We start from the raw sequence: 12,554 nt of genomic DNA, 5'->3' as shown, positions 1-12,554 counted from the left end.
GTGCGGGCATGAGCGCGCCGGGAGGCCCGGTCTGCCTCGCCGACCCGGTCGGCCTGGCCGGGACGCCGGACGTCACGGTTCGCGACACGGACCGTGACGCGGTCGACGCAGGCCCGACCACGTCCCGACCGCACAGCTCCCTGCAGTGGCCCGCGGTCGTCGCCCTCACGGCGGCCCTGGCCTTCGCCGGGCTCGTCGCCGCAGGGGTGTTCGACCCGATGATCGAGGCGCTGTGAGCAGCGGCACCGGGCGGGGACGGCCCGGCTTCCGAGGGGACGTCGAGGGGCTGCGCGCGCTGGCCGTCGTGCTCGTCCTGCTCTTCCACGCGCAGGTCCCGGGCGTGCCCGGCGGGTACGTGGGGGTCGACGTCTTCTTCGCGATCTCGGGATTCCTCATCACGGGGATCCTGCTGCGGCAGCTGGCATCGGCCGGACGGATCGCCCTGCCCGCGTTCTTCGCGGGCAGGGCGCGCCGCATCCTGCCCGCGGCGTCCGTCGTCCTGGTGGGCACGGCGCTCGCGGCCTGGCTCGTGCTGCCTCCGCTGCGGGCGCGCGACACCATGATCGACGTCGTCGCGAGCGCCCTCCAGGTCGCGAACCTGCGCTTCATCGCGCAGGAGACGGACTACATGGCGGCCTCGGCGGCGCCGAGCCCCGTGCTGCACTACTGGTCGCTCGCGGTCGAGGAGCAGTTCTACCTCGTGGTGCCGCTCCTGCTCGCGCTCGTCGGAGTCGTCGCGGCGCGGGTGCGCAGGAGTCCTCTGCCGGCGGCGGTCGCGGTCCTGGCGGTCGGCACGGTCGCCTCGTTCGTCGTCTCGCTCGTGCTGACGTCGAGCGACCCGGCTCTCGCGTACATGTCGCCTCTGACGCGGGCGTGGCAGTTCGGGCTGGGCGGTCTCCTGGCGGCCGCCGTGCTGCGCAGGCCCGACGGCGCCACGTCCCCCCCTCGGGGCGGTGTCACCGGGGGGCTGGGTCACCCCGCCCTGCGGCGCGTCGCGTGGACCCTGGCCGGGTGGGCCGGGCTCGGCGCCGTCGTGTGGTCGGCCGTGGTCCACGACGAGTCGACCCCCTTCCCGGGGACGGCGGCGCTCTGGCCGACGCTCGGGACGGTCGCGCTCCTCGCGGTCCCGGCCACGGTCCGGACGGCGCGGGGGAGCGTGGGTCACCTGCTCGCGCTGTCGCCCGTCCGGGCCGTCGGGCGGTTGTCCTTCGCCTGGTACCTCGTCCACTGGCCCGTGCTCGTCCTGGCCGACGCGGTCTGGGGGCCGCTCACCTGGCCCCAGCGCGTCGTGCTGACGCTCGGCGCGGGCGGGGTGGCCTGGCTCGTCCTCCAAGGGGTCGAGTCGCCGCTGCGGCGCTCGCCGGTCGTCGCGCTGCGACCGTCGGCGAGCTACTCGGTGGGGTTCACGGGCGTCGTCCTCGCCCTCGTCGCGAGCCTGGGTGCGGGCTCGGCCGTGTACGCCGGGCTGGAGGGGGACGAGGTCGGGTCCGCGCAGGTCCGGCTCGACACGATCTTCGACCCGTCCGCGCTCGCGCGGACGGGTGGGCCGGTGACCCCGGGGCTGACACGGGCCGCGCTCGACGCCCCGCCCGCGGAGACCCCGTGCCTGGGGGCGCTGGGCCTGAGCGAGACGGCCTGGCCCGCCGAGTGCGTCGTCGGGCCGGAGGGCGGGCGCGAGGTCGTGCTCTTCGGCGACTCGAAGGCCTTCCAGTGGAGCGGGGCCCTGCGCGACGTCGCGCTCGCCCAGGGGTGGCACCTGTCGATCGTGACCAAGGGAGGGTGTACGCCGGCCGACCTGCCGCAGGCCCTGCTCGAGGAGTCGCAGCACTGCGAGGCGTGGCGCGACGCGCAGATCGAGAAGATCGCGGCGCGGGCCGACGTCGTGATCGTGGGGTCGAGCGCGGCGTACTTCGAGAGCGAGGAGGCAGCCGACCGGCGGGAGGCCGCCTGGGGAAGCACGCTCGGACGGTTCGCCGCCGCGGGGGTGCCCGTGGTCTACCTGCGCGACACGCCCACCCCGGGCGTCGACGTCCCGAGCTGCGTCTCCGGAGCGCTCGACGACTGGGACGCATGCTCGTTCCCCAGGGCGCAGGCGCTTCCGGCTGACCCGTTGGTCGTCGACGTCGTGCTCGGTGACGTGCCCGGCGTCGAGGTCGTCGACGTCTCGGGGGTCGTGTGCGCGCAGGAGCGGTGCCCCGCCGTCCTCGGCGGTCTCCTCCTCTACCGTGACGGCAGCCACCTGACGGCCACGGCCGTCGAGGCGCTGCGTCCCGAGCTCGAGCGGCGGCTCGTCGAGACGAGCGCGCTCGGCGGCTGAGGCCGACGGACGAGGCGTCGGGTCCGGGCCGGGGCACGACTCGGCGCGGCCCCGACACCTCGCCCGGGCAGGTGCCGGGCCGTTGTCCTGCTCGTGCCGGGCAGGCGCCGGGCAGGCGCCGGGCGGGTGCCGGGCGGGTGCCGGGCGGGTGCCGGGCAGGTGCCGGGCGGGTGCCGACCCTCGGCGCGCCGGCGCCCACGAGGTGTGGCGTACCATGGACGGGTTGTCCGTGCGCCCTTTCCGGTGGAGGCCCTTTGAGGCTGCCGCCGCACCGCTCGAGGCGACGCGATCGACCAGGCGCCAGCGTCTGCCACCGATCGATGAACGTTCGAACAGGTCCCGCTGCAACCGGCGGGACATGCACGCACCCCGTTGCCGCACGTCGGCTCCCCGATCAGTTGGAGATCATCGAAGTGAAGAGCGCCGTCGAGACCCTGGACCCCACCAAGGTCAAGTTGACCGTCGAGGTGGAGTACGACGAGCTCAAGCCGAGCATCGACCACGCCTACAAGCACATCGCGGAGCAGGTGAACGTCCCCGGCTTCCGCAAGGGCAAGATCCCCGCGCGCATCATCGACCAGCGCGTCGGTCGTGCTGCCGTGCTCGAGCACGCCATCAACGACGGCCTGTCCGGCTTCTACCGCCAGGCCGTCAACGAGACGGGCATCCGCCCGCTCGGCCAGCCCGACGTCGAGGTGACCGAGGTCCCGCTCGACGCCGAGGGTGCGCTGCACTTCACGGCCACGGTCGAGGTCCGCCCGGAGATCGAGATCCCCGCGCTCGACTCGGTCACGCTCACCGTCGAGGCCGCTGAGGTCTCCGCCGACGACATCGCCGAGCGTCTCGACGCGCTGCGCGAGCGCTTCGGCACGCTGGTCGGCGTCGACCGCCCGGCCGCCGAGGGCGACTTCGTCGTCATCGACCTGAAGGCCGTCATCGGCGACGAGGAGATCGACTCGGTCTCCGGCATCAGCTACCAGATCGGCTCGGGCAACATGCTCGAGGGCCTCGACGAGGCGCTCACCGGTCTGTCGGCCGGCGAGACCACGACCTTCAAGGCGCCGCTCGCCGGTGGCGACCACGAGGGCAAGGAGTCCGAGGTCACCGTCACGGCCACCTCGGTCAAGCAGCGCGACCTGCCCGAGGCCGACGACGAGTTCGCCGAGCTCGCGTCCGAGTTCGACACGATCGAGGAGCTCAAGGCGGACCTGCGCGAGCAGGTCGCGAGCATCAAGACCTCGAACCAGGCTGTCGCGGCTCGTGACGCCCTCGTCGAGCACCTCCTCGAGAACACCGAGATCCCCGTTCCCCAGGGCGCCGTCGAGGCCGAGGTGCACCGTCACCTCGAGTCCGAGGGACGCCTCGAGGACGAGGCGCACCGTGCCGAGGTCGAGGTCGACGCGGCCAAGGCGCTCAAGAACCAGATCCTCCTCGACACGCTCGCGGAGCAGCTGAAGATCAAGGTCGCCCAGAACGAGCTCCTGGACTACCTCGTCAACGCCTCGCGCCAGTACGGGATGGACCCGAACCAGTTCATCCAGTCGCTCGACCAGGGCGGTCAGATCCCTGCCATGGTCGGCGAGGTCGCCCGGTCGAAGTCTCTCGCCGTGGCCCTGCGCCAGGTCGAGGTCAAGGACTCCGAGGGCAACGTCGTGGACCTGAGCGAGTTCATCGGCTCGGACGAGGAGGACGCGGCTGCTGACGCCGCGGCCGCCGCCGCCGGCGAGGACGTCACCGACATCACGGACGAAGAGGGCATCGAGGTCGTCTCCGAGGACGAGGCAGCCGCCGACAAGGCCTGATCCTCCTCACGACACCTGGGGCTCCCTGAGCCCCCGCCCGACCTCGGCCCCCACCTCCCTCACGGAGGTGGGGCCGACGTCGTCCCGGTGCAGGGCGGGGCGGACCGTCTTCCCAGGCCCGGCCCCGAGAGAGTAGATTGCCGCGATCGACGCAGCGCGGGGGCTTCCGAGCGGGCCCGATCCGTCACCAGTCCCACGGCTCCGGCCGCTACCAGGGGAGCCCGCCATGCCTCGTCGTCGACCGTCCTTCGCGCTCTGCTTCGCCGCCGTCCGCGTCCCGCTCGGCGGGGACGCGGCCCAGGTCGCGGGCGCGTTCGCCGACGTGCTGCGCACGGCAGGAGTCGTCGGCGCGACGATCGCCGGCCGTCACGTGGGCGTCGACGGCTGGGTGGTCGCGAAGCTGCTCGCCGCGCCACAGGGTGACGACCTCCGACCCGTGGTGGTCCGCCGGGGGCAGGTCGGCGAGCCGCCGGCCGCGGGCGACGACGAGGAGGTCCTGCTGTCCGACCCCGAGACCGGATGGACGCTCGTGCTCGCCGCCGGGACCGGGGAGCTGCACCGAGCGCTCGACGCCGCGTTCGGCGACGCCAGGCTGGGGACCTCGCTCTCGTTCGACGAAGGGGCGTTCCCGGGCGACGACGGGATGCTCTCCGTCGGGTTCGAGTACCGGGACCTGGTCGTGGCGGACTTCCCACCGCACGAGTCGGCCATGCTCGCGCACACCGCGAAGGTCCCGGTGCGCTTCGTGACGGTGCCGGCGACCGCGACGACCCGCGCGGCGGCGATCGTCACCGGGCTCGAGTCGACGCAGGACGTGTCCCAGGTCGCGACCTGGCCGGCGAAGGGACCCGTGCTCCACCTGTGGGTCAACGGAGGGTGGTCCGGCTTCCTCGTCGTGGCCGGCAAGACCATGGTGGGGCACGAGTTCGGACCCGGGTGGGACGTCGTGGACCCGACCAGGGCGGACGGGAGCATCGACGACGAGTCGATCGCGGACGTCGTCCTCGACCAGATCATGGTCGAGCCGAGCGACCCCCAGGAGGTCGCACGCGCCCTCGGGCTCGACGACGAGCGGGCCGCGGCCCTGCGTGAGCTCCTCTCCGAGCGGGACCCCGCCGACGCGCTGGACAGGCTCGCCGCGATCCTGGCCCTCCCGGTCGAGGTGCTGCCCGCCCTGCGGGGTCAGGTGCGGCTCGACGCGCTGCCCGGTGCGGTCGTGGAGCACCCCCGGTCGTTCCTCCGGTCGGCCATGGCGGACAGCGCGACCGGGGCGGACGATCCCGTGGCGCGACGGCTCACCGCCGGGCTGGACCTCGACGATGCCCGGCGTCGCAAGCCGTGGTGGTTCCTCACGTGGCAGATCCTGGCGATCCCGATCATCGGTGGGGTCTCCGTCGCCATGTTCACGTACTTCGACAGCCCCGTACGGGGGTGGTTCTTCGCGGCGCTGTGCGTCCTCAACGCCGCGTGGGCGTTCTGGCCACGCAACCCCGGAGGGGCGCCACGCGGCACCCAGGACGCGTGATCGGCGGGCGGTGAGCGACGCCGTCGGGCATCGGGGGCGCCCTTCCTGCGCCGACAGCGAAAACCCCGGATATCGGGACGGTTTCCGCTCCCCGCCCGCGTTAGGGTCACAGCAACGGTGAGTCCGTCCAGACGGAGGAGCCGACCAGCCGCGACGTTCGAGCGTCGCGAGCGACTGAGGGATCGACGAAGGAGATGGACGTGAGCGATCAGTTTCCGGTGGCACGAGCCGAGGGGCCGGGACTCGGCCTGAACGACTCCATCTACAACCGGCTGCTCAAGGAGCGCATCATCTGGTTGGGCTCGGAGGTGCGCGACGAGAACGCGAACGCCATCTGCGCCCAGATGATGCTGCTCGCCGCGGAGGACCCCGACAAGGACATCTGGCTCTACATCAACTCGCCGGGCGGGTCGATCACGGCCGGCATGGCGATCTACGACACCATGCAGTACATCCAGCCGGACGTCGCGACCATCGCGATGGGCATGGCCGCCTCGATGGGGCAGTTCCTGCTCTCCTCGGGCACCAAGGGCAAGCGCTACGCGACGCCCCACGCCCGCGTCATGATGCACCAGCCCTCGGGCGGCATCGGCGGCACGGCGACCGACGTGCGCATCAACGCGCAGCTCATCATGCACATGAAGAAGGTGCTCTCCGAGCTCACGGCCGAGCAGACCGGCCAGCCGCTCGAGAAGATCCTCAAGGACAACGACCGTGACAGCTGGTTCACGGCGCCCGAAGCCCTCGAGTACGGCTTCATCGACCACGTCGTGACGAACGCTTCGTCGGTGACGGGTGGCGGCGGCACGGCGAGCAGCTGAGCTCACCGACGCCCCGGCCCCCCACCCACGATCCCACCCGAGGAGACACCTTGAGCTACGCAAGCCAGGAATCCCAGTACATCTCGACCGCTCAGCGCCTCGCGGGCGCGGGCGCCGGCGGCGGCATCGCCCTCCCGCACGGCGCACCGTCCTCGCGCTACGTGCTCCCGCAGTTCGAGGAGCGCACGGCCTACGGCTTCAAGCGCCAGGACCCGTACACCAAGCTGTTCGAGGACCGCATCATCTTCCTGGGGGTCCAGGTCGACGACGCGTCCGCGGACGACGTCATGGCGCAGCTCCTCGTCCTGGAGAGCCAGGACCCGGACCGCGACATCATCCTGTACATCAACTCGCCCGGCGGCTCGTTCACGGCCATGACGGCGCTGTACGACACCATGCAGTACATCAAGCCGCAGATCCAGACCGTGTGCCTCGGGCAGGCGGCCTCCGCCGCGGCCGTGCTGCTCGCGGCCGGCCAGCCCGGCAAGCGTCTCGCGCTGCCCAACGCCCGCGTGCTGATCCACCAGCCCGCGATGGAGGGCGGCGGCTACGCGCAGGCCTCGGACATCGAGATCCACGCGAACGAGCTCATCCGCATGCGCGAGTGGCTCGAGGACACCCTGGCCATGCACTCGGGCCGCGACGTCGCGCAGGTCCGTGAGGACATCGAGCGTGACAAGATCCTCACGGCGAAGCAGGCGCAGGAGTACGGTCTGGTCGACCAGGTCCTGGAGAGCCGCAAGCCGGTCATCCAGAACAAGCCCTGATCTCGACATTTCCCCCCGACCCACCGGGGTGCCCGGCTGACAACGGGCCCCCGGTGGTGTGCAATGGTGGTAGGTCGGCGCGTGTCGTCCCAGATCGCGGGGGCCTCAGTCCCGGCGCAGCAGCAAGACCGAGGCTAGGAGGCTCGTAGTGGCTCGGATCGGAGATGGTGCAGACCTGCTGAAGTGTTCCTTCTGCGGCAAGTCCCAGAAGCAGGTCAAGAAGCTCATCGCGGGCCCCGGCGTGTACATCTGCGACGAGTGCATCGAGCTCTGCAACGAGATCATCGAGGAAGAGCTGTCGGAAGCGGCCGAGCTCGGGCTCGTCGAGCTCCCCAAGCCGCGGGAGATCTTCGACTTCCTCGAGCAGTACATCATCGGGCAGGACGCCGCGAAGCGGGCGCTGGCAGTGGCGGTCTACAACCACTACAAGCGGATCCAGGCCGGGGAGCACGCACGCCCCTCGGACGACTCCCAGGTGGAGATCGCCAAGTCGAACATCCTGCTGATCGGCCCCACGGGCACCGGCAAGACGTACCTGGCGCAGACGCTCGCGAAGATGCTCAACGTGCCGTTCGCGATCGCGGACGCCACGGCTCTCACGGAGGCGGGGTACGTCGGCGAGGACGTCGAGAACATCCTCCTCAAGCTCATCCAGGCCGCCGACTACGACGTCAAGAAGGCCGAGACGGGCATCATCTACATCGACGAGGTCGACAAGGTGGCCCGCAAGTCGGAGAACCCCTCGATCACGCGTGACGTGTCCGGTGAGGGCGTGCAGCAGGCCCTGCTGAAGATCATCGAGGGCACCACGGCCTCGGTGCCCCCGCAGGGCGGCCGCAAGCACCCGCACCAGGAGTTCATCCAGATCGACACGACGAACGTCCTGTTCATCGTGGCCGGGGCGTTCGCCGGGCTCGACGAGATCGTCGCCACCCGTTCGCGCAAGCGCGGGGTGGGCTTCGGGGCTCCCATGGACTCGCACGAGGAGGCGGACCTCTTCGCCGAGGTGCGTCCCGAGGACCTGCAGAAGTACGGGCTGATCCCCGAGTTCATCGGGCGTCTGCCCATCATCACGTCGGTCGCGAAGCTCGACCAGGAGGCGCTCGTGCGCATCCTCACCGAGCCGCGCAACGCGCTGGTCAAGCAGTACCAGCGGATGTTCCAGATCGACGGTGTCGAGCTCGAGTTCGAGGACGACGCGATCAGCGCGATCGCCGACCAGGCGCTGCTGCGTGGCACGGGTGCCCGCGGGCTCCGCGCCATCATGGAGGAGGTCCTCCAGCAGGCCATGTTCGACGTCCCCAGCAGGGACGACGTCGAGCGTGTGGTCATCACGCGTGAGGCCGTGCTCGACAACGTCAACCCGACCCTCGTCCCGCGGTCCGCGATCAAGCGGGCGCCGCGCGAGAAGAGCGCGTAGGGAGCACGCACGACGAAGGGCCCCGGAACCTCGGTTCCGGGGCCCTTCGTCGTCTGTCTGCCGTGCAGTGCGCGGGGGTGGTGCCGTGCGGCGCGGGGCCGTGCTGCGCGCGCGGCGCCGCGCAGCGGCCCGAACGTCAGGCCTCCGCGTTCGCGGGTGCGCCGTAGAGGTCGTCGATCGTCGTCGTGAAGTCACGGAGCACGAGGTTGCGCTTGACCTTGAGAGACGGCGTGAGATAGCCGTTCTGCTCGGTGAAGTCGGTCGTGAGCACCTGGATCTTGCGGATGGACTCGGCCCGGGAGACTGCCTCGTTGGCGCGCGTGACGGCGCGGTCGAGGGCCGCGAGCACGGTCGGGTTCGTCGCGGCCGTCGCGACGTCCATGGCCGGCAGGCCGTGCGTCGTGAGCCAGCCGGGGAGCATCTCGTGGTCGATCGTGACCAGGGCGCCGATGAAAGGACGCTGGTCACCGACGACGACGACCTGGCTCACGAGCGGGTGGGCGCGCAGGCGGTCCTCGAGCTGGGCGGGAGCGACGTTCTTGCCCCCCGCCGTCACGATGATCTCCTTCTTGCGCCCCGTGATCCGCAGGTAGCCGTCCTCGTCGAGCGAGGCGAGGTCGCCCGTGCGGAACCAGCCGTCCTGGAGGACCTCGGCGGTCAGCTCGGGCTGGTTGTGGTAGCCCCGGAAGACGTGGTCGCCCTTGACGAAGAGCTCGCCCTCGGCGTCGACCTTGAGCGCGGTCCCGGGGAAGGCAGGGCCGACGGTGCCGATCTTGAGGCGGCTGGGCAGGTTCACGGCCGACGGGGCCGTGGTCTCGGTCAGGCCGTAGCCCTCGAGGATCGTGAGCCCGACACCGCGGAAGAAGTGGCCCAGGCGTTCACCGAGCGGCGCCCCGCCCGAGATCGAGTGGGTCAGGTCGCCGCCCAGGGCCGTACGCATCGAGCCGAACACGAGCCGGTCCGCGAGGGCGTGCTGCGCCCTGAGGACGATCGAGGGACCCGAGGCCGAGTCGAGCGCGCGCGAGTAGGTGATGGCGACCTTGGCCGACCAGTGGAAGATGCGCCGCTTGGCGCCCGCGCCCGCCTTCTGCTCGGCGGCGTTGTAGACCTTCTCGAACACACGGGGGACCGCGAGGAGGAACGTCGGCTTGAACGAGCCCAGGTCCGGCACGAGCTTCTTGATGTCGGAGCTGTGCGCGAGGACCGCGGTGGGCGACGCGATGCACACGACCTGGACGAACCGTGCGAAGACGTGCGCGAGGGGCAGGAAGAGCAGCGTGCGTGCGTCGGGCGTCGCGACGATCTCGGCCAGACCCGCCACGCCGTTGCGGGTCAGGTGCACGAAGTTGAGGTGCGTGAGCTCGACCCCCTTGGGACGCCCGGTCGCTCCCGACGTGTAGATGATCGTCGCGAGGTCGTCGCGCCCGGTGGCGGCGCGGCGTGCGGCGACCTCGTCCCGCGTCACCGTGGAGCCGCCGGCGCGCAGGTCGTCGACCGCGCCGTCGTCGATCACCAGGACCTCCCGCAGGAGCGGGAGCCGCTCGCGGACGGTCTCGACGATCGCCGCGTGCGCGGGCGTCTCGACGACGGCGACGCTCACGCCCGAGTCCGACAGGATCCACTCGACCTGGTCGGCCGAGGAGGTCTCGTAGACGGGGATGGGCACGCCGCCGGCGGCCCAGACCGCGAAGTCGAGCAACGTCCACTCGTAGCGGGTGCGCGACATGATCGCGATGCGGTCGCCGGCCTGCACGCCGCGCGCGAGCAGCCCGCGGGCCACGTCGACCACGTCGTCGTCGAAGGCGCGGGCGCTCACGGGCTGCCAGGGGCCGCCCGGGGTGAGGCGTCGCTCGATCACCGCGTCGTCCCCGGAGCGCTCGACGCGGTCGGTGAGAAGCGTGCTGATGCTGCTGGTGGTCGGTACCTCGACGAGGCTCGGCGACGCGAATTCGGTCATGTCAACTCTCCGCTGAGTGGTGGGGCAAGGACCGATTTTACTGTGTACCGGGCGTCCCACGTTCCGTCGGCCGCCTCGCCGGCACCCCGCGCGAGCCTAGGATCGACGGATGACCGAGCCTCCCGCCCCCACGACACCGTCGCACCCTGTCCCCGCCGAGATCCTCAGGCTGCGCGAGAGCATCGACAACATCGACGCCGCCCTCATGCACCTGCTCGCCGAACGCTTCAAGTTCACGCGCCGGGTGGGCGAGCTCAAGGCGCAGGGTGGCCTCCCGCCCGCGGACCCGGCACGGGACCAGCAGCAGATCGCCCGCCTGACCAGCATCGCAGAGTCCTCGGGCCTCGACCCGGCGTTCGCCGAGCAGTTCCGCGAGTTCATCGTGAGCGAGGTCATCCGGCACCACCAGCGGATCGCCCGCGAGCACCAGGACGAGGCCCCCGTGCTGGACACCTACTCCTGAAGGGTCCCGTCGCGGGGCGACGACGGGCTACCGCGGCGTATCCCCTGAGAGCCCGGGGCAGGTTCGCCGTGAGCCTGCCGTGAGCATGCCGTGAGCCACGCCGGGGCGGCCGTCCCCGGTGGCGTTCGTCGGCCACGTGCCGCAGGCTGGGGAGGACATCGGGGCGGTCGGCCTCCGACCGTCCCTCCGACGATGGATGTCTAGAGGTGCCTGCATGAAGATCGACTGGCTCAAGCCCCTGCTCGGCCACCCCGGCCCGTTCGCGACCGTCTACCTCGACGCGACACGTGGCGACGAGGCCACCGCACGCGAGGTCGAGAACCGGTGGAAGGGAGTGCGCCGGGCGCTCGCCGCAGCGGGAGCCCCGGCGAGCATCATCGACGAGCTCGAGGAGTCCGTCACCCTCCCCACGAGGATGCCCGGCCCGCACGGCCGAGTGCTCATCGCCGACGAGGAAGGCGTACTCGTCGACCGGGTCCTGAAGGACCCCCCCGCTGTCACCAAGGGACTCTGGGGGCCCGTCCCCGCCCTGCTCCAGGCTGCGCGCGCGGCCGACGAGTCCGTGGACTACGTCCGGGTCGTCGTCGACCGTCAGGGTGCGGACCTCACGTGGTCCGTCGCCGGGGGGCACCTGCCGTACGGCGACGCCGAGTCCGTCGAGGGCGGGCACGACGTCATCAACAAGGTCCGCACGGGCGGCCTGTCGCACAAGCGGATCGAGGCGCGTGCCGAGGACTCCTGGGAGCGCAACGCCGAGGCGGTCGCGGCCGAGCTCGACCGGCAGGTCCTCGAGCACCGACCCGAGCTCATCCTCGTCACGGGCGACGTGCGCGCCGTGCCGCTCGTGCGGGCCGCGCTGACCAAGGCCACGGACGAGCTCGTGGTCGAGGTCGCGGGCGGCGGACGCGGCGCCGGGATCAACGAGGCGGCCTTCGAGGCGAAGGTCGCCGACGCGCTCGAGAGCTTCCGCGAGCGCCGCCGCGAGGCCGTGCTCGCCGAGTTCCGGCAGGAGCAGGGCCGAGAGGCGGCCGCCGTGACGTCCCTCGAGGACGTGGTCGCGGTGCTCTCGCGAGGACAGGTCAAGGAGCTGATCCTCGCGGACGAGTACGGCCAGGACACCGAGCTCGACGGGCGCACCCTGTGGGTCGGGCCGAGCCCGCTGCACATCGGGTCCTCGCGCTCCGACATCACCGACCTGGGCGTGAGCGAGGGGATCGAGGAGCTGCCCGCGACCGTGGCCCTCGTCCGGGCCGCGATCGGCCAGGACGCGGGGCTCACGTTCTCGCCCGACGGCAGCGTCGAGCTCATCGAGGGGGTCGGCGCCACCCTCCGGTGGAACGACGACGGGACGCCCAACGAGGTCGCCGCGACCATGTCGGGGGACGACGTGAGGTTGCGGGGCGAGATGGTCTGATCCCCTCGGACGCCGCGCTGGATCGCCAGCACGACGCAGGGCCCCCCCCCCCCGGGGGGGGGGGGGCC

At 71.7% G+C, this 12,554-nt stretch carries 10 protein-coding genes; 9 read left to right on the top strand and 1 reads right to left on the bottom strand.

Features of this window, described 5'->3' with window-relative positions; translation table 11 throughout:
* The 7 genes from H9652_RS19885 to clpX all read left to right on the top strand — a co-directional run.
* Positions 1-236 (top strand): hypothetical protein (locus H9652_RS19885; RefSeq protein ID WP_225228310.1); only part of this gene is annotated, 236 nt, incomplete at its 5' end.
* Positions 233-2,317 carry an acyltransferase family protein gene (locus H9652_RS15195; RefSeq protein ID WP_191796993.1) on the top strand — a complete coding sequence of 695 codons (2,085 nt, stop codon included), beginning with the start codon at positions 233-235 and terminating at the stop codon, positions 2,315-2,317. The genes H9652_RS19885 and H9652_RS15195, both read left to right, overlap by 4 nt.
* A 413-nt stretch (positions 2,318-2,730) precedes the next feature.
* On the top strand, positions 2,731-4,119 hold the full coding sequence (gene tig, locus H9652_RS15190) for a trigger factor (protein WP_191796992.1): 1,389 nt from the start codon (positions 2,731-2,733) through the stop codon (positions 4,117-4,119).
* A 226-nt stretch (positions 4,120-4,345) separates the two neighbouring features.
* Positions 4,346-5,644, top strand: a complete 1,299-nt coding sequence (locus H9652_RS15185; protein WP_191796991.1) for a hypothetical protein — start codon at positions 4,346-4,348, stop codon at positions 5,642-5,644.
* 200 nt (positions 5,645-5,844) lie between these two features.
* Positions 5,845-6,465 carry an ATP-dependent Clp protease proteolytic subunit gene (locus H9652_RS15180; protein ID WP_377535597.1) on the top strand — a complete coding sequence of 207 codons (621 nt, stop codon included), beginning with the start codon at positions 5,845-5,847 and terminating at the stop codon, positions 6,463-6,465.
* Between the two features lie 50 nt (positions 6,466-6,515).
* A complete protein-coding gene (locus H9652_RS15175; RefSeq protein WP_030150967.1) occupies positions 6,516-7,232 on the top strand; it encodes an ATP-dependent Clp protease proteolytic subunit in 717 nt (238 codons plus the stop codon).
* A gap of 148 nt (positions 7,233-7,380) precedes the next feature.
* Positions 7,381-8,652: an ATP-dependent Clp protease ATP-binding subunit ClpX gene (gene clpX / locus H9652_RS15170; protein ID WP_138824872.1), complete on the top strand. Its 1,272-nt coding sequence runs from the start codon at positions 7,381-7,383 to the stop codon at positions 8,650-8,652.
* Positions 8,653-8,788: 136 nt separating this feature from the next.
* Here the strand turns inward: clpX and H9652_RS15165 are convergent, their stop codons facing one another.
* The gene (locus H9652_RS15165; protein ID WP_191796990.1) at positions 8,789-10,609 is read right to left on the bottom strand and encodes an AMP-dependent synthetase/ligase; all 1,821 of its coding nucleotides are present in this window, start codon (positions 10,607-10,609) and stop codon (positions 8,789-8,791) included.
* A 109-nt stretch (positions 10,610-10,718) separates the two neighbouring features.
* Here H9652_RS15165 and H9652_RS15160 point away from each other — a divergent pair, with 109 nt between their 5' ends.
* Both H9652_RS15160 and H9652_RS15155 read left to right on the top strand, forming a co-directional pair.
* Complete coding sequence (locus H9652_RS15160) at positions 10,719-11,072, top strand: chorismate mutase (protein ID WP_138824868.1); 354 nt, start codon at positions 10,719-10,721, stop codon at positions 11,070-11,072.
* A 214-nt stretch (positions 11,073-11,286) separates the two neighbouring features.
* Entirely contained in the window at positions 11,287-12,486 is a 1,200-nt protein-coding gene (locus H9652_RS15155) for a baeRF2 domain-containing protein (protein ID WP_191796989.1), read from the top strand.
* The last annotated feature ends 68 nt before the right edge of the window (positions 12,487-12,554 follow it).

Origin of the sequence: Oerskovia rustica, from assembly GCF_014836555.1 — a bacterium.
Taxonomy (GTDB): domain Bacteria; phylum Actinomycetota; class Actinomycetes; order Actinomycetales; family Cellulomonadaceae; genus Oerskovia; species Oerskovia rustica.
This window is presented reverse-complemented; position numbering and strand designations above follow the sequence as displayed.